This is a genomic window from Streptomyces sp. NPDC090032, from assembly GCF_044748025.1.
Taxonomy (GTDB): domain Bacteria; phylum Actinomycetota; class Actinomycetes; order Streptomycetales; family Streptomycetaceae; genus Streptomyces.
This window is the reverse complement of sequence record NZ_JBIVFF010000005.1, coordinates 64,945-87,003: the sequence shown is the minus strand read 5'-3', so window position 1 is coordinate 87,003 and position 22,059 is coordinate 64,945. Positions and strand designations below refer to the sequence as shown.

Genomic DNA, 22,059 nt, shown 5'->3' with positions numbered 1-22,059 from the left:
GCGCGCGGGGACCGGGTCCAGTCAGCGGCCGGTCTCTCCCTGGGCGACCTCCACGCCCGCGTGCAGGTCGTGGGCCGCGTCGGCCACCGCGCCGGCCGAGAGCGCCGCGCACACCAGCAGCGCGCCGGCCAGCGCGCGGCGCAGCGCCCTGCGCGGCCGGGCCGCCGCGGGGCTCGTGGTCAGCAGGGCCGAGACGCGGCGCGGCACCGGACCCGCTGTGACGGCGAGCGCCGTACGGGGCCGTGACCCGGCCCCCGGGACGCGGGCCGCGGCGAGGGCGGCCCGGCCGATCGCGCGCGCGGTGAGTGCCCGGTCGCCCGTCGCGGCGGCGGCGGACTCGTCGGCCCAGCGCTCCAGCGCGTAGGCGAGCGGTTCGCGCAGACCGCGCAGCATCGGGTGCAGGGTGACGGCCAGTTCGGCCGCCGCGAGGAACAGATGGTGGCGGCCCGCCAGGTGCGCGCGCTCGTGCGCGAAGAGCACCTCGCGCTCGCGCGCGTCGAGGGACCGCAGCATCCCCGTCGTCACGACGATCCGGCCGGGGCGCCCCGGAAGGGCGTAGGCGTAAGGGAGTTCGTCCGGCCGGACGGAGAGTTCGCCGGCGGTGGCGGACCCGGCGCGGGCCGCCCGCATCTCGCGCCGCTGCCGCAGCCCCGTACGGACCAGCGCGAACGCGCCCGCCGCGAGCGCGAGCACGGCGAGGACCGACGCGGGCACGAGCACCGGGGAGCCGTCGCCGAGGAGCGGTGGCGAGAGATGCGCGAAGGCGGCCACGAGAGGCAGCCGCAGCGCCCCGGCCGACGCGAGCAGGCCGAGCGCGGCCGTACTGGACCCGGCGAGGACGACGGAGAAGCCCGCCAGCGCCCAGGCCGCCGCGCGGGGCGGCAGCCACTCGGCGGCGCGCCGCGCCGCGGGCACGGCGAGCAGCGGCATGAGAAGCGGGATCCAGACGGCGAAGATCATCGGCCGGTACCCCCGCGGTCTCCGGTGCCTTCGCGGTCTCCGGTGGCCCCGCTGTCTCCCGTGCCTCCGCCGTCTTCCGTACCGGCGTCGGCAGCGCCCTCGCCGCCGCCGTCGAGCAGCGTGCGCAGCATCTGCTCGTCCTCGGAGCTCAGCTCGGAGACGAAGCGGGCCAGGACCGTGCCGCGGTCCTCGTCCTTGTCGAGCTCGGCGTGCATACGGCGGGCCGTGAGCCCGTGCGAGTCCTGTGCGGGCCGGTACGCGTAGCCGCGACCCGCCCGGTCGCGGGTGACCGTCCCCTTGGCGTGGAGGCGGGTCAGGATCGTGGTCACGGTGGTGCGGGCCAGGCCGTCGGCGAGCGCCCGCTGCACCTCGCCGGGGGTGAGCGGCGTCTCGGCGGCCCAGAGCGCGGCGAGGACGCTCGCCTCGAGCTCGCCCGCGGGACGCCGTTCCTGCTCCTCGTGCATGGGAACGATCCTCCGCTCTTCTTCGTCTACAGTTGCGTAGACCGTCTACACGACTGTAGTCGCATGCTCGGCGCGCCCACCTGCGGGCGCCGCCCAGCCCATTGTGCGACGACTGGCTCAGCCCATTATGAGACGACTGAGAGGAGCGGCCCCCCATGGCCGTAGACCCCCTGGCCGCCGCGCAAGCGGTGAACGTGCTGGACGCCGGTTCGCTCCTGTCCGCCTTCGGCGCCCTCGGAGTGGCCGTCGTCCTGTTCGCGGAGACCGGACTGCTCGTCGGGTTCTTCCTGCCGGGCGACTCGCTGCTCTTCACGGCCGGCCTGCTCTGCGCGGGAGGCTCGCACGGGCCCGTCCACCTCTCCCTGCCGCAGATCCTGGCCGCCGCCGTCGTGGGCGCGCTGACCGGGGCGCAGGCGGGGTACTGGATCGGCCGGCGCGGCGGCCGCGCGCTCCTCGCCCGCAGCAGAGCCAAGCGGCTGCACGAGGGGGCGGCCCGCGCGGAGGAGCTCCTGGAGCGGTACGGACACGCGAAGGCGATCGTCCTGGCCCGCTTCGTCCCCGTCGTCCGTACGGTCCTCAACCCGCTGGCCGGAGCGCTCGGGGTGCCGGCGCGGGTCTTCACGGTGTGGCAGGTCGCCGGCGGCCTCGTCTGGACGGTCGGCCTGGTCCTCGCGGGCTACGCACTCGGCTCCTCCGTGCCGAACGTCGACCGGTACCTCCTGCCGATCGTCGCCCTCGTCGTCATCGTCTCCCTGGTCCCGCTGGCCCTGGAGGTGCTGCGCTCCCGCTCCCGGTCACGTGAGCGCCGCGCAGCGGAGGAGGGCACGCCATGACCGCACCTCTCGCGTTCAGCGGCGCGTCCGTGGACGGCGGTCTCTACACCTGGGTGACCGGCCTGGCGCACAGCACTCCGCACACGGTGAACGCCATCGTGTCCGCCTGGTCGGACTACGGGCTCGCGCTCTTCGCCGTACTGATGATCGCGGCCTGGTGGCGTGCGAGAGGCGAGGGCGGCGTCCGGATGGCCCGGGTCCTCGCGTCCCCGGTCGTCGTCGTGGTCGCCTACGCCTTGAACTCGGTACTCAAGTCGGTCGTCGACGAACAGCGCCCGTGCCGCACGCTCCACACGGTCACGGTGGAGGCCTGCCCGGCGCTCGGGGACTGGTCGTTCCCCAGCAACCACGCGGTGATCGCCGCCGCGGCGGCCGTCACCCTGCTGCTCGCCGACCGCCGCATCGGCCTGATCGCGGTCCCGGCGGCGGTCCTCATGGGGACCTCGCGGGTGTGGATCGGCGCGCACTACCCGCACGACGTGGCGGTCGGCCTGGCCGTCGGCGCCACCCTGGCCCTCCTGCTCACCCCGCTCGCGACCCGGGCCACCCCGCTGGTGGACCGCCTGAGAACGACCCGCCTCCGGCCCCTGGTGTCGACGCACTGACGGGGCGGCGCCGGTGACGACGACAGGGCGGCGCCCCATGCCCGTGGACCGGTGGACGCCGCCCCGCTGATGCCGCTGCCTGGGAAATTACTCCCCGGCGACCTGAAGCGCGCCGTCGACCGCGACCTGCACGGCGAGAAGTTCGTTGCCGCGCTGCTCGCCGAGGTCAGGGGCGGCGGCCGGGAGGTGACGTTCCTGAACTTCGGGCACCCGGCCCCCATGCTCGTACGCCCCGACGGCTCGGCCCACTTCCCGCGCCCGCCGCAGTACGCGCTGCCGCTCGGCCTCGGCGTGCACGGCGTGGAGGGGCCCGAGCCGTACACGGTCGGGGCCCGCCGCATGGTGGACCAGGTCGGCGCGCAGCGTCTTGAGGGCGGCTTCAGGGTCGGGGTCCTTGAGGCCTGCGCCACCGCCACGAAGAGCCGTCCGGCGCCGCGCCACCATTCGTGCCCTCCGCCCCCTGGTAATTCGCGCCACGAATTACCGATGATTTTCGGCGCAGGCAGTCGTGCGCAACAGAACTCGGCTGCCTTATTCCGTCTGAATCCCCATAAATCGGGGTCCGTCGGATGGATGCCGTTAAGGCCGTTACCTGGGCGGGGTGAGTCCGTTGAACCGGGTATGCGGACGCGATCTTGCGGCCGTATCCGTCCAGCAAAAGGGAGAACGTGATGTCTCGCATCGCGAAGGCCGCCGCTGTCGCGCTCGGCACCGGCGCCGTGGTGATCAGCGGTGCCGGCCTGGCCATGGCCGACGCCGGCGCCCAGGGTGAGGCTGCCGGCTCGCCCGGCGTCGTCTCGGGCAACGCCGTCCAGGTCCCGGTCCACGTCCCGGTCAACGTCTGCGGCAACACCGTGAACGTCATCGCTCTGCTGAACCCGACCTTCGGCAACGCCTGCGCCAACGGCGACGGCAACGGTGGGGGCGACACCGGCGGCTACGGCGGCTGACACCCCGGCAATGGCCCCCGGCGCGGATGCGCGGGGGGCCTTTTCTCATGAGTGACGCGGATGTGGTGACGCGGATGTGGTGACGCGGATTATGCGTACCGATACAAATGCCCGTGCTCGATCATCGAACTCGGCTTCACTTTCCAGGGCGGCATCGGCTCGTCAAGAGTCACGACAGGCCCCGCCCCCATCGTCCCTCCGGCCGGCAAATAGGGAGCCGAGTCAGGGTATTTCCGGTGCCAGCGCGACCAGAGCAGATCGACGAACGCGTGGTTGAGCCAGAAAACCGGATCGTTCACGGCGTCCGCGCCGAGCATGTGCCCGCCGACCCACCGGTGCACCCGGTTGTGGTTACGGAACTTGCCGTTTCCCACCCCCGACGTCCAGCCCTCGACCTTGTTGCGGAACCCGCGCGACGTCGTCGAGTTCCACGGCGCGGAGTCGTACAGCGGATCGTCCATCGCCCAGGCCAGTTCGTCCTTGGTGGGCAGCTCGACCGGATCTCGGGGGCGGCCGAAGTCCCGCGTCAGGTACTCGCCCTCCGTCACGCCTTCCTTGATGTGCCAGTGCCCGCTCCCGTAGGCGAACGGCCCCGTCATCACGCGCCGGTCGGAGCGGCGGCCGTTCCCGCCGAGGAACCCCTCGCCCCACAGCGACGACGTCGGGGAGCGGTCAACCGTCCAGTCCCAGTAGGGGACGGAGACCCCGGGGTCCACCCGCTGCAGCGCCCGCTCGAATTCGAGCAGGAACTGGCGGTGCCAGGGCAGAAAGGTCGGCGCCATGTGCGCGACCCGCTGCCCGCCGTCCCCGTCACCGACGTAGAACTCCACGTGCGTGCGCACGAATTCGTCGTACTGTCCGCTGCGTTTGACCGCGAGCAGCGCGGACACGAACCGCTTCTTCTGCGCCGCCGTGAGCGCCCTCTGGTTCTGTCGCGTGTAGACCAACGCCGGCCCTCTCCTTCGTCTTTGGCTGTGCCGCGGCGTTCAGCGCGCGGGCCGGCGCAACATCTGGTCACCGAGCTCGTCCACGGCCCCCCTGGTCGCGGCCAAGGGGGTGGGATACGACTGGTAGTGGTCGACCATGCTCAGAAAACTGCCGTCGGCGCGGCGCATCAGATGCAGCGGCCGGCCGTCGACCGTGACGTCCCAGCGCCCGGACCGCTGCCCCGACTTCCGCCCCGACTTCCGCCCGAGGTGGGCGCTCATCATCGAGACCTGTCCGCGCGTTCCGCGGATGTGGCGGCCACGGTAGGTCTCCTCGAAGTCCTCGCCGGACGCGTCCCGCATATCGTCGTGCGGCTCGCGGAAGGCCCGGCCGACGAGGGCGGCGGCCGGCACCACGGCGGCGGCGAGCGCGACCCCGATCAGCCGCCGCACCGCGGTCCGGCGCGTCATGAGCCCTCGGCGGGCGGGACCGTGGCCGACAGGCGGGGTACCGGCTTCCACTGGCGTCTCCTCTTCCGGACTGCGTGCGGGTCACGCGAGGTCGAGCGCCGCTCCCGGGGCCGTCGTCAGGAGCGGCGTGACGAGCGCGGCCTCGGGCAGCGCCACGTCCGGGAGCCCGAACCGATCGGCCAGCGGGCCGGTGAGCGGCGGGTTCACGGACGCCCCCGGGGTGGCCGTCCGTACGTCGGAGCCCTCGGTGGCCACGGTCAGGTGATCGACTTTGTGGTCCCCCGTCGCCTGGGACAGCGGCGCCTCGATGCGCGAGTCCGGCAGCTCGCTGCTGAGCGGAACCGCCGGCAGCAGCGGCTCGGGAAGCATCCGCCCGGCGACGAACCGCGGGGCGTCGGGCCCGCCCGGCACCGGGATCGGCACTCCGGTCGACAGCTCGGGCGCCTTCACGTGCAGAGCGTTCTCCACACCGGTCAGCGGAACGGCTACGGGGACCTGCTCGCCCGCGGCGGCGGGAGCGGCGCCCGCGCCCGCGGCGGCGAGGCAGCCGGCCAGTACAGCGAGCGTCCCTCGGGCAGTTGACTTCATATCGGACACGGATCCTTTCGGGCTTCGCGGTACCTGTCACCGCGAAAGCAGTAACGACCCGGCTGGAGGCATCAGCGCAAACTTCCCCCACTCGGCGCAATCGGCCGATGGGCGTATCAGCTGGTCCAGAAGTCCCACCAGCGGGTCAGGATCAGCATCCCGATGATCCCGACGTGCAGCACGGGCAGGACCCAGGTGAACTCGCCGAAGAACGACCGCAGCCAAGGCGGCGCGGGAAGGAACCCGTTACGCACGTTGAACGAGGTCACGTACCAGAACATGACGATCGTGGCGACCCACGCCAGACAGCACCACAGGCACAGCGAGTTGATCCGGTACAGCGACTGGAACTGCAGCCACGTGCAGAACCCGACCCCGAACAGCGTGCCGGCGTCGAACGTCAGCCAGTACCAGCGCGGGAACCTCGCCCGCCCCAGCAGACTCATCCCGGCGCAGATCACCACGGCGTACGCCGCGAGCCCGAGCATCGGGTTCGGGAACCCGAACGCCGACGCCTGCTCGCTCTTCATGATGTTCCCGCAGGACACCACCGGGTTGAGGCTGCAGCCCGGAGTGAAGTTCGGGTCCTCCAGCAGCTTGAACTTGTCGATCGTGATGACCCAGGCCGCGAGCAGCCCCGCCGCACCGGTGATCACCAGAAGCAGCGCGAAACCCAGGGAACGGGACTCCGGAGCGGTGCGCGCCTCCTCAACAGACAGGCTGCTTTGACGAGTTGGGCCGGGCTGCCGCGGCATCCGGGCCGGGCGTCCCTCGGTGTTCGTGGTTCCCATGGGCCACTTCCCTCTCGTCAGACGCGCAGCTTGCGTACGGGGAGCAGGCAGTGGGCCGCGCCGGTCAGCGTTGCCTCGTCGCCCGCGAAGGAGGCGAGATCCTCCTCGTCGACCGGGCTGCCGGGCACCGCCGTGGTCCAGGGGCGGGTGGTGAACACGAAGTACGCGTAACCGCGTTCGGCCGCTGCGGTGAGCCACTCGGGGGGTGCGACGCACTGGGCGTTGAGGTACGGCATGTTGACGACGGCCTGGCCGGCCTCGACGAGCAGCGAGACGGGGAAGCTGGGATTGCCCGTGGCGTCCACCACCTTGCCGACCGGCAGGCGGTTGTCCTCCAGCAGGGCCCGTACCGCCGCGGTCGATCCCTCCTGCCCGCCGGCGCCGTCCCCCAGGGAGTAGGCCAGCAGGAAGGCCATGTCCCCTGCTTCGTCCGGGTGTTCGCCGCTCCACGCGATGACGGCGAGAGTGCCCAGGTCGATGGGGCGGAAGGCGCGGTTCTCAGTCGGCGTTGAAGTCACCACGGCAGCGTAGCCACGCTCGCCGGGCGCCCCCTCGACCTTTCACCCGCTTGGGGGAACGGCCCCCACCCGAACGAGAACCGGGGCAGCGCCGGACAGACCGAGAGGCCGGTCCGGGGCCGCTCGGGGCGGTGGGACCAGCCTCTTGTCGGGCTGTGGGCCGCTTCGCGTGAAGGGGTACGCGAAGCGGTTCGTCAGCCGTTCTGGCCGGCGTTGCCGAAGGCCGGGTTGAGACCGGCGATGCCGTTGACGGTGTTGCCCACGACGTTGACCGGAACGTCGATGGGTACCTGGACGACGTTGCCCGAACCGACGCCGGGGGAGCCGACCGCCGCACCGTGCGCGTCGGCGCCGCCGCCGTGGGCGAAGGCGCTGCCCGAAGCGGCGCCCGCAGCGAGACCGGCGACGGCCATGACCAGAGCAGCCTTCTTGGCAGTGTTCATTGATAAACCTTCCCAACGGGGGTGGATACAGGTTTTCGCAGGTTTACGCAGCTTATGAACCTGTTTGTGCGGCGGGTGGCAGGAACACACCCGCGCGGCCGGCTACTTGCCGAGGGGAAGGCCGCCGAGGAGTCCGGCCGGGGCGCCGGCACCGGCGTCGTTCACGTTGTCCGCCGTGTCCTGCACCGTGTTGAGGACCGAACCGCCCTGCTCCGTGTCCAGCATGTTGGTGTGCAGCGGCTGGGCGTCGAGCACCGACTGGTGGCTCAGGGTCTCGATCGCGCCGTTGAGGCTCGTCGGCGTGAGGTCGGAGGCGAACGCGGGTGCGGCCGCACCGGCGATGACCATGGATCCGGCGACGACGGCGGCGGCCTTCAGGGGCTTCATCATGTTCCTTCCTCGGGGTGACGATCTGTCACCAGCGACGGAATATCCAACGAGCGTCCCAGGCAACAGAAACTCTGAGGTCAGGGGATTTGCCGAACCCACTCGAATGAAGGGCCGTGAAGTTCTCATATGAGATTTGGGAAGAGGTGAATTGTCGGCGCAGGGCGCCCGATCAGGCACGGCCGGGACATGAAAAGCCCGCCGCGCCGGTGGAAGACCGGCGCGGCGGGTGGGCGGGGGCGCCCGTTTCGCCATGGGCGCGCCCCGTCAGCTGCGCAGGGCGGGAGCCTTGGGGAGCGCCGGCGTCTGCGGGAGCGTGGAGGTGGACGGGAGTGTCGCCGCCGACGGGAGGGCGGGGAGCGAGGGGAGTGTGGGCAGGCCGGGCAGTGTCGGCGCGGGAAGGCCGGTGCCGAGCAGCGTGGCCGCGAGCAGGTTCACCAGGGCGGTGATCACGCCCGTGGCCGCCGTGGCCACGCCCGCGACGTCACCGGCCGTGGACGCCTTGAGCAGCGCGTCGACGGCGGTCTGGAGCGCGGTCAGGGCGTCGCCCTTCACGTCCTTCTTCGCCTTCGCGTCGTCGGGGGTGGCCGACTTCGGCGTCGTGGTGGTTGCGGGGGCGGTGGCCTTGGCGGCGTCGATGGCCGCCTTGATCGCGTCCGCGTGCTTCTGTGCCGCCTCGGCGGACAGCTTTCCGTCATCGGCCTTGAGGACCTCGGTGAGCAGGTCCGTGACCGGCGTGATGACGGAACTCATGCCGCCGAGCGAGCTGACCTGGCCCAGCAGCGCATCCGCTCCGGGAACCGGTGCGCGCAGTGCCTCGACGCTGCTGGAGCTTCCCGGGTCGCTTTCGGCGGCTATCGCGGGGGCTGCTGTGCCGAGGATGATCGTCGCGCAAAGAGCGGTGGTAGCAATGCGCCGTACGGGCTGATGGGGCATGTTTGTTCCCTTTCGGTGGTGTGTGTCCGATCTTGTGACCACCGTGGGATGGCTGGTCGCGCTGCGCAACCGAGCGGCGACACGTCGCGCGCGATCACCCTTGCCTCTCGGCGTGTCGTGCCAGGTGAGGCGGCCGTTCGGGGGGTCTGTGGGCCCCTCCCCCCATACGGCGCAACGAACGCAGGAACGGCCGCCCCGAAAGGGGCGGCCGCGGAAGTGTCCGGGGGACCGGATCAGTTGTTGGCGCAGTGGTTGCCGAACGCCGGGTTCAGCAGACCGATCACGTCGACCGTGTTGCCGCAGAGGTTCACGGGGACGTGGACAGGGACCTGGACGGCGTTGCCCGAGATCACGCCGGGGGAGTGGGCGGCGGCACCCTGCGCGCCACTGTCGGCGGCGGCGACGCCGGCGGTGCCGGCCAGAGCGGCGGCGGCAACGGTGGAAAAGACAAAGGCCTTCGCGGTACGCGACATGGGGGAAGTGCTCCTCGGTCGGTTGATGCGTCTCCGGGGCAGTCGCCCGGCTCGTGGATCAACGCGCGCCACCCGTGCGGGGTTGCGCCCCCGATCGGGTGACTGCGTGGCGCAGACTTCACCTCTTTCACCATTCCGACACACATGCCGGGTTTCACCGATAAATGCTCATCTGTCGCTACAGTGACTCACCTCCCAGCCCGGCGAGGCGGGGCGCAGAAGTGTTTCCCATCCAATGTGACTTTCGCATCCTCATTCCGTGATTCAGAAGCTCTTTGTCCCTGAAAGGGAATCGGTCATGCGTCATCACCTGGGCTCGCTCATGCGCCGCACGGCGGTGGGCGTCATTTCCCTTTCCGCTGTTTCGGTGCTTTCCGCTGTTTCCGCTGTTTCCGCTGTTTCCGCGACCGGTGGCGCCGCCGCCGCGCCGCACGCCCGTGAGGCCCGTGAGGCGGGGACCATCGCTTTCACCCAGCGCTACCGGGCGCTTCAGCACGGGGGAGTGGTCCGGGCGGCCAACGCGGCGATCAGCTGCCGGCCGGCGGCCACCGCGGCCAAGGTGTCGTGCCTCGCGGCCCGTTCGGGCAAGGCGGCGGCCAACGGTGACTTCGACATGATCTACACGGACGTCGACCGCGACCCGAACACATACAACTCCAGCAGCGCGGAGGTGCGGCTGCCCGCCGGCGCGAGGGTCACGTACGCGCGGCTCTACTGGGGCGGCAACCTCCGAGTGGGGGAGCGGAAGTCGGCCAAGGGCAGCGACCGTGTCCTGTTGCGCGAATCCGGTGGGAAGTACAAGGCGGTGCTCGCGGACACCCTGGTCGGGCACCGTGTCGGGGGCGGCGTCGATGCCTACCAGGCGTCCGCCGATGTCACCCGGCTCGTGCGTGCCTCCGGCCGCGGGTCGTACACCGTCGGGCAGCTCAATGTGGCGAAGGGGCGTTCGGCGGCGGGGGCCTGGGGCGGCTGGACGCTGGTCGTCGCGTACGAGAAGGCGTCGGAGCCGCTGCGGCGGATCGCGCTGTGGGACGGGTTCGACTCCTTCGACGCGCGGCACCGCGCCCACACCGTCCACCTGGCCGGGCTGCGCGTCGCCGCCGGGGCCGCCGGACGCGTCGGCATGGTCGCGTACAACGGCGACCGGGGCGTCACGGGCGACGCGCTGAGTGTCTCCTCGGCGCTCCGGGTCCGGCCCGTCCCGCTCGGGAACGCGGCCAACCCGGCCGACGACGTGCTCAATTCGAGCATCAGTGAACCGGGACGCGCGCAGCCGCGAAGAGTCCCCGCGTACGCCAACACCCTCGGCTACGACTCGGACGTCTTCGCGCTCGGCCGAGGCACCGGGCAGCGGGGGCCGGGGCTCGACCTGCGGATGACATCGCGGCGGGACACGGCCTGGATCGGCGTGCTCTTCGCAGCGGTCGACGCCAAGCCGTAGCGCGTTTCCCTCCTCCATGACCTAGGGAAACGCGCATGCAACTGACAGCGACACCCCCTCGACCGCGTGTCCTGCACGTCACCCAGCCCGTCGACGGCGGAGTGGCCCGCGTCGTCCGTGATCTGACGGAGGCTCAGCTCACGGCCGGTATGCGGATCAGCGTGGCCTGTCCGCCCGACGGGCCCCTCGCCGGGTCGCTGCGCCGCATCGGCTGCGACGTCCTGCCCTGGGAGGCGACCCGCTCCCCCGGACCCGGCATCGCACGCGAAGTACGCGGCCTGGCACGGCTCGTGGCCCAGGTGCGGCCGGCCCTCGTCCACGCGCACAGCGCCAAGGCCGGGCTCGTCGCCCGCCTCGCCGTCCGCGGCCGGGTCCCCACCGTGTTCCAGCCGCACGCCTGGTCCTTCGAGGCGGTCGACGGCGCCACCGCCCGGCTCGCCCTCGAGTGGGAGCGCCGGGGCGCGCGCTGGGCCTCGCGGGTCGTGTGCGTCAGCGAGGCGGAGCGCGCGACGGGCGAGCGTGCCGGGATCACCGCGCGCTGGGACGTCATCCCCAACGGCGTGGACCTCACCCGCTTCGTGCCCGCCCCCGAACCGCGCGAGGCCACCGCCGATCCACTGGTGGTCTGCGTCGGGCGCATCTGCCGCCAGAAGGGCCAGGACGTCCTGGTGCGCGCCTGGCCCCTCGTACAGGAGAGGTTCCCGCGGGCGCGGCTCGTGCTGGTCGGGGACGGGCCCGACGCGGCGGCGCTGCGCCGGCAGGCCACCGCCTCCGTGCGGTTCGTGGGGGCCGACGACCCCCTGCCCTGGTACCGGCAGGCCGACCTCGTGGTGCTGCCGTCCCGCTGGGAGGGCATGGCGCTCGCGCCGCTGGAGGCGATGGCCTGCGGGCGGCCCGTCGTCGTCACCGACGTGGACGGCGCCCGCGAGAGCCTGCCCGCCGGCATCCCGTCCGACTGCCTCGTCCCGCCGGACGACCCCGGCGCGCTCGCCCGCGCCCTGACCGCTCTGCTGCGTGACCCGCACCGGCTCGGCGCGCTCGGCGGTCTCGCCCTCCGGCACGCGCGCACCCACCACGACGTGCGGCGCACCGCCGACGCGGTCGCAGACGTGTACCGCGAACTACTGGGCGCGGAGCCCACCGAGTGCAGGGAGCCCATCAACACGTGACCGCGGAACGTACCGTTGCCTCCCCCGCGGGGCAGCCACGCGCCACTGCGCCGAGCACCCTCACCCCCTCGGTCATCCCGCCACGCGCCGAGGTGGGCGGCCGCCGGTCCCCGGCCGGCGCGCGCCCGGCCGAGCGGCACCCCTCCCGTGCGTCGCTCCTGGCGGCGGACGGTACGGCCGCCGTGCTGAGCACCCTCATGATCGCGCCGGTCCAGCGCCACCCCCTGCTCGTGATCGCGCTGGCCGTCGGGGTCGCGGCGGCGAACGCGCGCGCGGGCCTCTACCGCGGTGACGCGCCCCGTCTCCTGCTCGACGACTGGCCCGCGATCGGCTGCCGCATCGTGGTGACCTGGTGCGTCCTGGCGGCCGGTCTCGCCGGGTTCCCGCAGCTCGACCCGGTGCCGGCCGCCCTGCTCGTGGCGGGCACCGGCCTGCACTGCCTCCTCGCGGGCGCGGGCCGCGGCCTCGTCTACTGGCGGCGCCGCGAGGCCGCCGCGCGCCGCCCCTGCCCGACGCTCCTCATCGGCCCCGAGACCGTCGCCCGGCAGGTCGCCGCCGCCCTGCTGCGCCACCCCCGGTCGGGCATCCGCCCGGTCGGCATCCTGGCGGACGTGACGGACCGGACCGACCGGACCGACTGGACCGACCGGACCGACCGGACGGATCTGTCGGACAACGAGCCCGAGCACCCGCCCGACCACGCCGGGACGGACCTTCCGGTTCTTCCGGCTGTTCCCGCTGTTCCCGCTCTTCCCGTCCTCCCCGTCCTCGGTGCGGCCGACGACGTGCGTCGCGCGATCATCCAGAACGGGGTGCGGCGGGCACTGCTGCTCGACGGTTCGGCGAACTCGGCGGGCCCGGCGTCCGACCGGGCGGCCTCGCTGGCGGTGCTGGGCGAATACGGCTGCCGGGTCTGGGAGTTCGACCCGTCCCCGTCCCCGGCCGCGTACCCCGCCCGGTCCGGTGACGCGGCCCGGCACCTCGCCGGGTTCCGCTACCGGCCACGGCAGCCCGCCCTCCGCCGCGGCAGTGCCGGCAAGCGTGCCCTCGACCTCGTCGTCTCCGGCACGCTTCTCGTCCTGACCAGCCCGGTCCTGCTGGTGTGCGCCGTGTGGCTGCGCCTCGCGGAAGGGCCCGGCGTCGTCTTCCGGCAGGAGCGCGTCGGGAAGGACGGGAAGCCCTTCACGCTGCTGAAGTTCCGCACGCACCGCCCGAGCGACGCGATGGAGTCGGCCACCCGGTGGAGTGTCGCGGACGAGAAGCGGATGGCGTGGTTCTGCCGGTTTCTGCGGCGTACCTCGCTGGACGAGCTGCTCCAGTTGTGGAACGTGTTCCGCGGCGACATGAGCCTCGTCGGCCCGCGACCCGAACGCCCCTATTTCGTCATGCAGTTCAGCCAGGCCTACCCCGGATACGCCGAGCGGCACCGCATGCCGACCGGCATCACCGGCCTCGCCCAGATCCATGGCCTGCGCGGCGACACCTCCATCGAGGACCGCGCCCGCTTCGACAACGCGTACATCGACAGCTGGTCGCTGTGGCAGGACATCAGCATCCTGGTGCGCACCGCGGCCGCGCTCGTACGCCCCACGGGGAGTTGACCCGGTGACTGTCTGTCCCGCGGACGCCGGTCCGCGCACGACGCCAGGGCCCGCCGGAGCGCGGCCCGCTCCGGCCGCCGCGCTCGTCGCCGCCCTCGGCCGGTACGCGCCGGTGCTCCCCGTCGTCCTGACGGTCGCTGTGCTCGGCCTGCCCCTGACGCCCGGCTCGGCGGGATCGGGGGGCGGCAGCCTCGCCGACGCGGTCTCCGGCCTGGTCGTCGCCGTGTGCGTGGCCGTCACCGTGAGGCGCGCCGAGCGCCCCCTGACGCGTACCGCCGCGATCCTCCTCGGGATGCCCGTCGTCGGGATCGCCGTCGCCGCGACGGGTGCCGGCTCGCCGACGGACGCGCTCGTCGGCATGGTCCGCTACTGCCAGATCTTCGTCCTCGTCCCCGTGTCCGTCCTGGTCCTGGTCCGCGACCGCCGCGACTTCCGGCTCATCGCCCGGTCGTTCGTGGTGCTGGCGCTGTGGCAGGGCGGCATCGGCATCCACCAGTACCTGACCGGGACCGGCGCCTCGTACATGGGCGAGGACATCCGCGCCGTCGGCACCTTCGGCCCCACGGACGTCATGGGAATGGCGACGGTGGTGTCGTACGGGCTCGTGGCCGCCGTCGGCCTGGCCCTCGGCGCCCGCACCGCGGCCCGGCGCACGCCCGCCCTGCTGTGCGCGCTCGCGCTGCTCCTGCCGCTCGCCCTCTCCTTCAGCCGGGGCGCGTGGATCGCGACCGTCGTGGCGTGCGTCGCGCAGGTGCTGCTCGCCGGGGTGCGGCGTGCCGTCCGCCTGTTCGCCGTGGCCGCCGCGGCAGCCGTCGTCCTGGTGGGCGGCTTCGGCGTCGGGACGCAGCTGCTCCAGGAGCGCATGAGCAGCATCACGCAGGTCGCCGACGCCCCCGACCAGTCCGTCACCGACCGGTACACGATGTGGGCCGCGGCGGTCGACATGTGGAGCGAGCACCCGGCGGCGGGCGTCGGCCTCAAGGAGTTCCCCGTCCACCGCGACAGCCACGCCTCGCTCGCGCTCTCCTCGGGCAGTGACACGGCGGGCGCGGGCGCCGCGTTCAAGCGGCAGCCACTGCTGTCCCCGCACAACATGTACCTGCTCGTCCTCAGTGAGCAGGGCCTGATCGGCCTGGTCACCCTCGCGGGCGGCTGGGCCGCGCTGCTGCTGCTCGGCCTGCGCCGCCTCGGCCGCGGCGCGGGCGACCGGCCCGGCCTGGACTGCGGCCTCGTCGCGTGCGGGCTGCTCGGCTGGCAGCTCGTGGACTTCGTGTACGCCGACATCGGCGGCCCGTCGACCGTGCTGACCGCCCTCGTCATCGGCCTCGTCGCGTGGTGGGGCCTGGCGCCGCAGGCGCTCCTGAAGGAGGCGGCGACGCCGTGACCATCCCCACCGCGGACGGCGACACCCGTACGGCCGCGAGCCTGCCCGCCCAGCTCCGGGCCGGGCCGGGCGCCACCGAATCCCCCGGAGCGTCCGACCGCCGCCTCGCGCGCGCCGCCCTGCTCACGGCCGTCCTTTCGGCCGTCGGGTCGATCCTCGGTCTCGGCCGCGACCAGTCCCTCGCCCGCCTCTTCGGCGCGGGCAGCGAGACCGACGCGTTCCTGGTCGCGTGGACGGTCCCGGAGTTCGCCGCCACGCTCCTCATCGAGGACGGGCTCGCGTTCGTGCTCGTGCCCGCGTTCAGCGCGGCCCTCGCCCGCCGCGCACAGGCCAGGGGAAGGGACCCCGTACGGTCCCTCGTCTCGTCGTCGCTGCCCCGCTTCGGTCTCGCGTTCCTGGCCGCGGCCGCGCTGCTCATCGCGGGCGCGCCCTTCCTGGTCCACGTCCTGGCGCCCGGCCTTCCCGACCCCCGACTCGCCGTCGACTGCACCCGGTTGACGGCCACCTGCGTCCTGACCTTCGGCCTGACCGGGTACTGCAGCGCGGCGCTGCGGGCCCACGGCTGCTATCTGCCGCCGGCCGCGATCTACGTCGCGTACAACACCGGCATCATCGCGACGATGCTCGTGGGCGGGACGCGCTGGGGTGTGCGGTCGGCCGCGATGGGTGTGGCCGTGGGCGGCTGCCTGATGGTGGCGGTCCAACTGCCTGCGTTTCAAAGGCAGTTGCGAGCAGCGAAAGCCGCCGAGAAGCTCGGGGGCGAGGCCAGGGATGAGGCTGGGGACGAACCCGGGGACAAGCCCGGTGACGAGCCCGGTGACAGGCCCGGAGGCGAGGTCGCGGCCAAGGGGCGGCGGTCCATGCACCTCGGGCTCATCGCCGCCGTCCTGGCCTTCGCCCTGTGCAAGCAGTCGCAGGTGTTCATCGAGCGCTTCCTCGCCTCGTCGCTCGCCGCGGGCTCCATCTCGCACCTGAACTACGCGCAGAAGGTCGCCCAACTGCCGATGTCGTTCTCCCTGATGCTGTGCACCGTCACGTTCCCGGTGGTGGCGCAGGCCATGGCGCGCGGCGACGTCGCGGCGGCCCGCGCCCGCATCGAGCGCGACCTCGGCCTCGCCGCCTGCGTGGTCCTCGTCGGCGCCGCCGCGATCTTCGCCTGCGCCCCGCAGATCATCCACGTCCTGTTCCAGCGCGGCGCGTTCACCGCCGCCGACACCGCCGCCACGGCCTCCGTCATGCGCGTGTACGCCCTCGGCCTCCTCGGCCACTCCATGGTGGGCGCCCTGGTCCGCTCGTACTTCTCGTCGGGCCGCCCCACCTGGTACCCGGTGGGCGCGATGGCCGTGGGTATGGCCGCCACCGCGGGCGTGGGCTCCTGGACGGTCGACCTGTGGGGCGTACGCGGCATCGCGGGCGCCAACGCCTTCGGGATCACCCTCACCGCCGTACTCCTCCTCGCCGCGATGGACCGGCGCAGCGTGCCGGTCGACATCTCCAAGGTCCTGGCCGAGCTGGGCAAGCCGCTGCTCGCCGCCGCGGGCGCGACCGTGGCGGGACTGATGGCCGCGTCCTCCTTCGCGTCCCCGCTCGCGGCGGGCGGGGCCGGGTGTCTCGCCGTGACGGCCGTGTTCGTCGTCCTCCTGTGGGCGCTGAGGGCCGAGTCCCTCGCGCCCCTCGTTCCCGTTGTCCGCTCCGCGACCAGAAAGCTCCGGCATGCCCGTTGATACAGGACGCACCGATGACGCAGGACGCACCGGGACACGAGCCGTTCCGCGCCCCCGCCCCCGGCGGTGGCTGCTCCCCGACCCGCCGATGTGGGTCGCGATGTACCACTCCGTGGACGACTGCCGCGACGACCCGTACCGCGTCACCGTCTCCCCCGAACGCCTCCAGGAACAGCTCCGGTGGCTGCGCAGGCGCGGGCTGCGCGGAGTGGGCGTGGCGGCGCTCCTGGAGGCCCGCGCGCTCGGCACGGCCCGCGGCCTGGTGGGGCTCACCTTCGACGACGGCTACAGCGACTTCGTCGACAACGCGCTGCCGCTGCTGCGCCACTACGGCTGCGGCGCCACCCTGTTCGTCCTGCCCGGCCGCCTCGACGGCGTCAACGAGTGGGACCCGCTGGGCCCGCGCAAGCCGCTCCTGTCGGACCGCGGCATCCGGACCGCGGCGGCCGCGGGCATCGAGATCGGCTCGCACGGCCTGACCCACGTCGACCTCACCCGCGTCGACGACAGCGAACTGCGCGCGGAGACCGAGGACAGCCGAAGACGCCTGACGGAACTCACCGGACGCGAGGTCACCGGCTTCTGCTACCCCTACGGCACCGTCGACCGCCGCGTCGTGGACGCCGTCCGCAGCGCCGGATACCGCTACGCCTGCGCCATCTCGCCGGGCGACCTCACCGGCGACTTCGCCCTGCCGCGCGTCCACGTCGGCCAGGAGGACGCGGCCTGGCGCCTCGAACTGAAACTGCGCCTGCACCGCCTGCGCCGCCGCAGCTCCACCGCACCGGAGGCCCGAACATGAGGACCCTGCACGTCATCACCGGCCTCGGGACCGGGGGAGCCGAACAGCAGCTGCGGCTCCTGCTGCGCCATCTGCCCGTCCACAGCGACGTGGTGACCCTGACCAACCCGGGCACCGTGGCCCGCGGCCTGACCTCCGACGGGGTCCGCGTCGTGCACCTCGGCATGACAGGGAACCGCGACCTGGGCGCCCTGCCCCGGCTCACCAGGTTCGTGCGCGAGGGCCGCTACGACCTCGTGCACACCCACCTGTACCGCGCCTGCGTCTACGGCCGGTTCGCCGCACGCCTCGCCGGGGTCCGCGCCGTGGTCGCCACCGAGCACTCGCTGGGGGAGAACGGGATGGAGGGGCGCCCGCTGTCCGCCGGTGTCCGCGCGCTCTATCTCGCGGGCGAGCGGGTGGGCCGGGCCACCCTGGCGGTCTCCCCTTCGGTGGCCGAGCGCCTGGCGCGGTGGGGGGTGCCCCGGCACCGTATCCACGTCGTGCCCAACGGCATCGACGTCGACCGCTTCGCCCACGACCCGGCGCTGCGCGACGCCACCCGCCACGTGCTCGGCCTGCACCGGGACGACTTCGTCATCGGGGGAGTCGGCCGCCTCGTCCCCGGCAAGCGCTTCGACGTCGTCATCCGGGCGCTGGCCGAACTGCCGGACTACGTAAGGCTGCTCCTCGTCGGCGGCGGCCCCGAGGAGGACCGGCTGCGCAGGTTCACCCAGGATCTGGGGATCGCGCGACGCGTCGTGTTCGCCGGGGAGCGCCCGTACACGTCGCCGTCGGGCCGCGCCGGCGACCCCGATCTGCCGGCCCTCATGAGTGCGATGGATCTGCTCGCCTCCCCGTCGGCCGACGAGGCGTTCGGCCTCGCCGTCGTGGAGGCACTCGCCTCCGGACTGCCCGTCCTCTACGTCAGCTGCCCCGCGGTCGAGGACCTGCCGCCGCAGCTGGAGGCCGCGGCCGTCCGCTTCCCCGGCGACCCGGAGTCGTTCGCACAGGAGGCGCTGCGGATCGTGGCGGCCCGGCCCTCCGGCCGCGTCCCGTCCCCGGCAGCGCGCCACTACAGCATCACCCGAAGCGCCGAACAGCACCTGCGGCTGTACGAGGCGGCCCTGGGCGGTCCGGATCCGAGGGTTCCGTGACTTCCGAGAGTTCCGAGGGCTCCAAGAGTTCCGAGAGCTCCAAGAGTTCCAAGAGTTCCAAGAGTTCCGAGAGTGAGTAAGTGATGACCGATGCTCCTCACCGGCGGGTCAGCCCGGCCGGTCCTTTCGCCCGGGCGGGCGCCCGCGTGAAGCGCCTCCCGCTGTGGTCGCTGATCGTGGCCGGGGTCGTCCTGGGCGGTCTCGCGGGCGGCCTGTACGGCGTCCTGAAGACGCCGCAGTTCTCCGCCACGAGCTATGTGATCGCGGTGCCGGACAAGAACTCCGACCCGTCGACCGCGCTCGGCTTCGCCCAGGCCTACGGCCGTGTCGCCACCCAGATCGCGGTCCTCGGCGACGCCCAGGAGCGGGCGGGCGTACCCGTGAAGGTGCTCCAGGACAGCGTGCGGGCCGAGACCTCGCCGGACGCGCCGATGGTCGCGGTGTCGGCGACGTCCGTGAAGCCGCGCAAGGCCGCGGACATGGCCAACGCGGTGGCGCGGGCGCTGACCGCCGACGCCAACCGCACGAAGGCCGGCACCAAGGTGAAGCTCCTCCAGTTCTCGCGCGCGGTGAAGCCCACGTCGCCGTCGTCGGCGTCCCCCGGGGTGACCGCGCTCGTGGGCGTCAGCGCGGGCGGCCTCCTCGGCGGGCTCGTGATGCTGGTCCGTCCCCGCCGCGCGCGGGCGGAGGCGACGGCGTCCGTCCCCGGGCCCGCGGTGGCCGTGGACCTGCCCGGGAGTATCTGATGCGGCCCGGGGGCGGGGAGCTGTCGGTCGAGGTCTGCACCGACAGCGTCCGGTTCGGCGGGGTCGGCCGGGAGTGGGAGGCGCTGTACCGCAGGTCCCGCACCGCCACCCCGTTCCAGAGCCACGCCTGGCTGCACTCGTGGTGGCTCTCGTACGGGACGGGCCGCGGCCTGTGCGTGATCCTGGTCCGCGCCGGCGGCCGGCTCGTCGCCGCGGCCCCGCTGATGCGGCGGTGGCGGCCGCTGCCGGTGCTGGTGCCGCTCGGCGGGAGCATCTCCGACTTCTGCGACGTCCTCATCGACGACGGTGACGGCGAGGGCGATGACGAGGGCGCCGTGGTCCGCGCGCTCGGCGACGTGCTGTGGCGGCTCGCCCGCACCCACGTGATCGACTTCCGTGAGGCCCGCCCGGGAAGCGCCGTCGAGCGCCTCTACGACCGGTGGCCGGGGCCCAGGCGCCGCCTCGACGACTCCGTCTGCCTGGAGCTGCCGCCCGTCCCGATGGAGGACATCGTGGGCCGGCTGCCGGGGTCCCGCGCGCAGCGCGCCCGTGCCAAGGTCCGCAAGCTGGACGCCCTGGGGATCGAGCGCCGCGTGGTGCCGCAGGTCGAGGTCGACGGTTCGGTGCGCCGCCTGGTCGCGCTGCACCAACTCCAGTGGGAGGGCCGCAAGGTGACCACGGAACACCTCAGGCCGCGCTTCTCCGAGCACCTCACCCGTTCGGTCTCCGTCATGGCCAGGTCGGGCGACGCGGTCGTGACCGAGTTCCGTATCGACGAGACGGTCCTCGCCGCCGACCTGACCTTCGTGTCCCCGTGCCTGACCGGCGGATATCTGTACGGCGCCCATCCGGCCCTGCGCGAACGCAAGGCCGACCTCGCCACGATGCTGCTGCGCTCGTGCAGCGAGCACGCCCAGGACCGCTCGTCCGACTCCCTGAGCCTGCTGCGCGGCAACGAGCCGTACAAGCACCACTGGCGCCCCCACAGCGTCGTCAACCAGCGTTTCGTGCTGGCCCGTACCGGCTCGTCGGCCGGGCTCGCCCTCGCCGTCGGCGACGTGACGGCGCGCCGCCTGGGCAAGAAGGCGCTGCGCGAGTGGAAGGCCCGGGGTGGCGACTCGTCGTGACGACCCCGCCGCCACCGGCCGGGACTCCGGCGCGTCAGGAGCGCCGCGACCACCAGTCGAACCGCAGGCACAGCTTCCCGCCGAGCCAGAACTCCACCCAGTCGCCGAGGTCGAGCGGCGCGCAGCTGGGCGGGGTGGCCGGGGGAGTCACGGGCGGTGTCACGGGAGGAGTGACCGGCGGTGTCTCGGGCGTCGTGGGCTGCGTCGGCGTCGACGGCTCCAGGCGGCCGGAGAGCATCGAGCGGTAGACCTGCGCCGACTGGGGGTTTTCGTGGCACTGCCACACACCGTGCGGGCAGTAGTCCGTGATCGTGTTGTAGAGGGGTTTGTACCGGTCGATCCACCCGATCATGCGCCGCATGTACTCCGGGTTGTCCCCGTTACGGAACAGACCCCATTCCGGGTACGAGATGGGCTTGTTGTGCGCCTTGGCGAAGTCGACGTGATCCTGGAGCCCGTACGGCTCGGAGATCTGCTCGGAGAACGGCTTGCCCTCGGGCTGGTCGTACGCGTCCATGCCGATGACGTCGACGACGTCGTCGCCCGGATAGCACTTGGTCCAGGGCACGGCGTCGAGGCCGCGGCTGGGCGTGAAGTCGAAGCGGAACTTCTGCCCGGGCACCGACCGCATCGTCGTGACGATCCGCTTCCAGTACGCCTTCCAGGCCTCCGGGTCGGGCCCGCACCGGTGCGTGTACGTCGTCCCGTTCATCTCCCAGCCGGGCACGATCACCGTGTCCGGGACCTTCAGGCCGACGAGGCGCTGGGCGAGGCGGCGGAAGTGCTCGTCGAAGTCACCGGCCGCGCCCTGCCGCAGGAGCGAGCGGACCTCCTCGTCACCGACGTGCTCCTCGTTGCGCTCCAGCATCGGCACGTTGAGCACGAACAGCCGGTCGTCCCGCCCGAGCCGCCATCTGGCCCAGTCCTCCAGGAATCCGGGAGCGCCCTCGATGTTGCTCCACCGGTCGCCCGGCAGGTAGGTGTGCCCGACGCGCAGCTCGGAGCCGCCGAGCCACTTGCTGAGCCGTCCCATGCGCTGCACGCCGCTCGGCCCGTAGTCGAGGTAGGCACCGAACGCCGGCCACGTCGAAGTGGTCGAAGTCCCTGCGGTGTCCGAGGTGCCTCCGGTGCCTGCCTGAGTGTCCGTCACGCCGCCAGTGGGGGTGGGCGTCGGCGTGGGTGCCGCAGGTGGCGTGGGGGCCGTGGGCGGGGTGGGTGGCTTGGGAGGGGTGGGTGCCGTGGGTGGAGTGGGTGGAGTGGGTGGCTTGGGAGGGGTGGGAGCCGTGGGGGGCTTGGGCGGGGTGGGTGCCGTGGGCGGGGTGGGTGCGGTGGGCGGGGTGGGCACGGCGGCCCCGGCCGTTCCGGCGGAGACGGAACCGGACGCGATCACTGCTGACGCGAAGATCCCGGCGGTCATCAAGGGGATGCGTCGGCTCATGGTCCTTCGGCGTTGTGGGGACATGCCTACTCCTCGTGCCGCACTTCTTTCCTTGCTGACACTCAGTCACACGAATGGGTAACGCGCGAACCGGGGACCGGCCCGCACGCCTCTTTAGTCGCCCGTTCGGGCTATCACCAGGAAAG

General features: G+C 72.8%; 24 protein-coding genes and 1 pseudogene. 13 read left to right on the top strand and 12 right to left on the bottom strand.

The features are described from left to right. Positions 1–21 precede the first annotated feature (21 nt). Entirely contained in the window at positions 22–960 is a 939-nt protein-coding gene (locus ACIPWY_RS13185; RefSeq protein WP_401533152.1) for a M56 family metallopeptidase, read from the bottom strand. Beyond that, positions 957–1,424: a BlaI/MecI/CopY family transcriptional regulator gene (locus ACIPWY_RS13180; protein ID WP_362901164.1), complete on the bottom strand. Its 468-nt coding sequence runs from the start codon at positions 1,422–1,424 to the stop codon at positions 957–959. Before ACIPWY_RS13180 ends, ACIPWY_RS13185 begins: the two co-directional genes overlap by 4 nt. A gap of 155 nt (positions 1,425–1,579) precedes the next feature. Here ACIPWY_RS13180 and ACIPWY_RS13175 point away from each other — a divergent pair, with 155 nt between their 5' ends. The 4 genes and pseudogenes from ACIPWY_RS13175 to ACIPWY_RS13160 all read left to right on the top strand — a co-directional run bounded on the left by ACIPWY_RS13175 (position 1,580) and on the right by ACIPWY_RS13160 (position 3,812). Further along, positions 1,580–2,257 (top strand): DedA family protein, encoded by a 678-nt coding sequence (locus ACIPWY_RS13175; protein ID WP_362901162.1) that lies wholly within the window; start codon positions 1,580–1,582, stop codon positions 2,255–2,257. Beyond that, complete coding sequence (locus tag ACIPWY_RS13170) at positions 2,254–2,862, top strand: phosphatase PAP2 family protein (RefSeq protein ID WP_362901160.1); 609 nt, start codon at positions 2,254–2,256, stop codon at positions 2,860–2,862. The genes ACIPWY_RS13175 and ACIPWY_RS13170 overlap by 4 nt, the downstream gene beginning before the upstream one ends. A 102-nt stretch (positions 2,863–2,964) precedes the next feature. After that, positions 2,965–3,189 (top strand): annotated as a pseudogene (locus ACIPWY_RS13165) (SpoIIE family protein phosphatase); the annotation flags it as partial. Positions 3,190–3,533: 344 nt separating this feature from the next. Further along, the gene (locus ACIPWY_RS13160) at positions 3,534–3,812 is read left to right on the top strand and encodes a chaplin (protein WP_362901158.1); all 279 of its coding nucleotides are present in this window, start codon (positions 3,534–3,536) and stop codon (positions 3,810–3,812) included. Between the two features lie 89 nt (positions 3,813–3,901). Here the strand turns inward: ACIPWY_RS13160 and ACIPWY_RS13155 are convergent, their stop codons facing one another. The 9 genes from ACIPWY_RS13155 to ACIPWY_RS13115 all read right to left on the bottom strand — a co-directional run bounded on the left by ACIPWY_RS13155 (position 3,902) and on the right by ACIPWY_RS13115 (position 9,345). Continuing rightward, positions 3,902–4,759, bottom strand: coding sequence for a tyrosinase family protein (locus ACIPWY_RS13155; protein WP_362901156.1), 858 nt, complete (start codon positions 4,757–4,759; stop codon positions 3,902–3,904). Positions 4,760–4,798: 39 nt separating this feature from the next. Next, positions 4,799–5,209: a tyrosinase family oxidase copper chaperone gene (locus ACIPWY_RS13150; protein ID WP_401533148.1), complete on the bottom strand. Its 411-nt coding sequence runs from the start codon at positions 5,207–5,209 to the stop codon at positions 4,799–4,801. Between the two features lie 81 nt (positions 5,210–5,290). After that, positions 5,291–5,797 carry a hypothetical protein gene (locus tag ACIPWY_RS13145; protein ID WP_362901152.1) on the bottom strand — a complete coding sequence of 169 codons (507 nt, stop codon included), beginning with the start codon at positions 5,795–5,797 and terminating at the stop codon, positions 5,291–5,293. Between the two features lie 116 nt (positions 5,798–5,913). Then, complete coding sequence (locus ACIPWY_RS13140; RefSeq protein ID WP_401533476.1) at positions 5,914–6,552, bottom strand: vitamin K epoxide reductase family protein; 639 nt, start codon at positions 6,550–6,552, stop codon at positions 5,914–5,916. Positions 6,553–6,605: 53 nt separating this feature from the next. Further along, complete coding sequence (locus ACIPWY_RS13135; protein ID WP_362901150.1) at positions 6,606–7,106, bottom strand: DUF5949 family protein; 501 nt, start codon at positions 7,104–7,106, stop codon at positions 6,606–6,608. 194 nt (positions 7,107–7,300) lie between these two features. Next, on the bottom strand, positions 7,301–7,549 hold the full coding sequence (locus ACIPWY_RS13130) for a chaplin (protein WP_362901148.1): 249 nt from the start codon (positions 7,547–7,549) through the stop codon (positions 7,301–7,303). A gap of 102 nt (positions 7,550–7,651) precedes the next feature. Beyond that, the gene (locus ACIPWY_RS13125) at positions 7,652–7,936 is read right to left on the bottom strand and encodes a hypothetical protein (protein WP_362901478.1); all 285 of its coding nucleotides are present in this window, start codon (positions 7,934–7,936) and stop codon (positions 7,652–7,654) included. Between the two features lie 267 nt (positions 7,937–8,203). Continuing rightward, positions 8,204–8,872 carry a hypothetical protein gene (locus ACIPWY_RS13120; RefSeq protein ID WP_362901146.1) on the bottom strand — a complete coding sequence of 223 codons (669 nt, stop codon included), beginning with the start codon at positions 8,870–8,872 and terminating at the stop codon, positions 8,204–8,206. Between the two features lie 233 nt (positions 8,873–9,105). Beyond that, positions 9,106–9,345, bottom strand: coding sequence for a chaplin (locus ACIPWY_RS13115; RefSeq protein WP_362901144.1), 240 nt, complete (start codon positions 9,343–9,345; stop codon positions 9,106–9,108). Between the two features lie 298 nt (positions 9,346–9,643). Between ACIPWY_RS13115 and ACIPWY_RS13110 the strand changes: the two genes are divergently transcribed. The 9 genes from ACIPWY_RS13110 to ACIPWY_RS13070 all read left to right on the top strand — a co-directional run bounded on the left by ACIPWY_RS13110 (position 9,644) and on the right by ACIPWY_RS13070 (position 20,475). After that, a complete protein-coding gene (locus tag ACIPWY_RS13110) occupies positions 9,644–10,786 on the top strand; it encodes a DUF3344 domain-containing protein (RefSeq protein ID WP_401533144.1) in 1,143 nt (380 codons plus the stop codon). Between the two features lie 35 nt (positions 10,787–10,821). Further along, the gene (locus ACIPWY_RS13105) at positions 10,822–11,955 is read left to right on the top strand and encodes a glycosyltransferase (protein WP_362901140.1); all 1,134 of its coding nucleotides are present in this window, start codon (positions 10,822–10,824) and stop codon (positions 11,953–11,955) included. Beyond that, entirely contained in the window at positions 11,952–13,556 is a 1,605-nt protein-coding gene (locus tag ACIPWY_RS13100; RefSeq protein ID WP_401533141.1) for a sugar transferase, read from the top strand. The genes ACIPWY_RS13105 and ACIPWY_RS13100 overlap by 4 nt, the downstream gene beginning before the upstream one ends. 4 nt (positions 13,557–13,560) lie before the next feature. After that, positions 13,561–14,940 (top strand): O-antigen ligase family protein, encoded by a 1,380-nt coding sequence (locus ACIPWY_RS13095; protein ID WP_401533139.1) that lies wholly within the window; start codon positions 13,561–13,563, stop codon positions 14,938–14,940. Then, positions 14,937–16,664 (top strand): lipid II flippase MurJ, encoded by a 1,728-nt coding sequence (murJ, locus tag ACIPWY_RS13090; RefSeq protein WP_362901136.1) that lies wholly within the window; start codon positions 14,937–14,939, stop codon positions 16,662–16,664. Before ACIPWY_RS13095 ends, murJ begins: the two co-directional genes overlap by 4 nt. A gap of 100 nt (positions 16,665–16,764) precedes the next feature. Further along, positions 16,765–17,466, top strand: coding sequence for a polysaccharide deacetylase family protein (locus tag ACIPWY_RS13085; RefSeq protein ID WP_393699773.1), 702 nt, complete (start codon positions 16,765–16,767; stop codon positions 17,464–17,466). Further along, a complete protein-coding gene (locus tag ACIPWY_RS13080; RefSeq protein WP_362901134.1) occupies positions 17,463–18,602 on the top strand; it encodes a glycosyltransferase in 1,140 nt (379 codons plus the stop codon). The genes ACIPWY_RS13085 and ACIPWY_RS13080 overlap by 4 nt, the downstream gene beginning before the upstream one ends. Before the next feature lie 83 nt (positions 18,603–18,685). Then, positions 18,686–19,348 carry a lipopolysaccharide biosynthesis protein gene (locus ACIPWY_RS13075; protein WP_401533137.1) on the top strand — a complete coding sequence of 221 codons (663 nt, stop codon included), beginning with the start codon at positions 18,686–18,688 and terminating at the stop codon, positions 19,346–19,348. After that, complete coding sequence (locus ACIPWY_RS13070) at positions 19,348–20,475, top strand: GNAT family N-acetyltransferase (RefSeq protein WP_401533135.1); 1,128 nt, start codon at positions 19,348–19,350, stop codon at positions 20,473–20,475. The genes ACIPWY_RS13075 and ACIPWY_RS13070 overlap by 1 nt, the downstream gene beginning before the upstream one ends. A 34-nt stretch (positions 20,476–20,509) precedes the next feature. On the opposite strand, the gene ACIPWY_RS13065 is transcribed toward ACIPWY_RS13070, so the two are convergent. Next, the gene (locus ACIPWY_RS13065; protein WP_401533133.1) at positions 20,510–21,937 is read right to left on the bottom strand and encodes a glycoside hydrolase family 26 protein; all 1,428 of its coding nucleotides are present in this window, start codon (positions 21,935–21,937) and stop codon (positions 20,510–20,512) included. Positions 21,938–22,059: the final 122 nt, after the last annotated feature.

What these genes read in the sequence shown, in the direction of transcription:
- ACIPWY_RS13185 (WP_401533152.1), bottom strand. Translation starts at nt 960, where the DNA reads ATGATCTTCGCCGTCTGGATCCCGCTTCTCATGCCGCTGCTCGCCGTG.
- ACIPWY_RS13180 (WP_362901164.1), bottom strand. Translation starts at nt 1,424, where the DNA reads ATGCACGAGGAGCAGGAACGGCGTCCCGCGGGCGAGCTCGAGGCGAGC.
- ACIPWY_RS13175 (WP_362901162.1), top strand. Translation starts at nt 1,580, where the DNA reads ATGGCCGTAGACCCCCTGGCCGCCGCGCAAGCGGTGAACGTGCTGGAC.
- ACIPWY_RS13170 (WP_362901160.1), top strand. Translation starts at nt 2,254, where the DNA reads ATGACCGCACCTCTCGCGTTCAGCGGCGCGTCCGTGGACGGCGGTCTC.
- ACIPWY_RS13160 (WP_362901158.1), top strand. Translation starts at nt 3,534, where the DNA reads ATGTCTCGCATCGCGAAGGCCGCCGCTGTCGCGCTCGGCACCGGCGCC.
- ACIPWY_RS13150 (WP_401533148.1), bottom strand. Translation starts at nt 5,209, where the DNA reads ATGACGCGCCGGACCGCGGTGCGGCGGCTGATCGGGGTCGCGCTCGCC.
- ACIPWY_RS13145 (WP_362901152.1), bottom strand. Translation starts at nt 5,797, where the DNA reads ATGAAGTCAACTGCCCGAGGGACGCTCGCTGTACTGGCCGGCTGCCTC.
- ACIPWY_RS13140 (WP_401533476.1), bottom strand. Translation starts at nt 6,552, where the DNA reads ATGCCGCGGCAGCCCGGCCCAACTCGTCAAAGCAGCCTGTCTGTTGAG.
- ACIPWY_RS13130 (WP_362901148.1), bottom strand. Translation starts at nt 7,549, where the DNA reads ATGAACACTGCCAAGAAGGCTGCTCTGGTCATGGCCGTCGCCGGTCTC.
- ACIPWY_RS13125 (WP_362901478.1), bottom strand. Translation starts at nt 7,936, where the DNA reads ATGAAGCCCCTGAAGGCCGCCGCCGTCGTCGCCGGATCCATGGTCATC.
- ACIPWY_RS13120 (WP_362901146.1), bottom strand. Translation starts at nt 8,872, where the DNA reads ATGCCCCATCAGCCCGTACGGCGCATTGCTACCACCGCTCTTTGCGCG.
- ACIPWY_RS13115 (WP_362901144.1), bottom strand. Translation starts at nt 9,345, where the DNA reads ATGTCGCGTACCGCGAAGGCCTTTGTCTTTTCCACCGTTGCCGCCGCC.
- ACIPWY_RS13110 (WP_401533144.1), top strand. Translation starts at nt 9,644, where the DNA reads ATGCGTCATCACCTGGGCTCGCTCATGCGCCGCACGGCGGTGGGCGTC.
- ACIPWY_RS13105 (WP_362901140.1), top strand. Translation starts at nt 10,822, where the DNA reads ATGCAACTGACAGCGACACCCCCTCGACCGCGTGTCCTGCACGTCACC.
- ACIPWY_RS13085 (WP_393699773.1), top strand. Translation starts at nt 16,765, where the DNA reads ATGTACCACTCCGTGGACGACTGCCGCGACGACCCGTACCGCGTCACC.
- ACIPWY_RS13080 (WP_362901134.1), top strand. Translation starts at nt 17,463, where the DNA reads ATGAGGACCCTGCACGTCATCACCGGCCTCGGGACCGGGGGAGCCGAA.
- ACIPWY_RS13075 (WP_401533137.1), top strand. Translation starts at nt 18,686, where the DNA reads ATGACCGATGCTCCTCACCGGCGGGTCAGCCCGGCCGGTCCTTTCGCC.
- ACIPWY_RS13070 (WP_401533135.1), top strand. Translation starts at nt 19,348, where the DNA reads ATGCGGCCCGGGGGCGGGGAGCTGTCGGTCGAGGTCTGCACCGACAGC.
- ACIPWY_RS13065 (WP_401533133.1), bottom strand. Translation starts at nt 21,937, where the DNA reads ATGTCCCCACAACGCCGAAGGACCATGAGCCGACGCATCCCCTTGATG.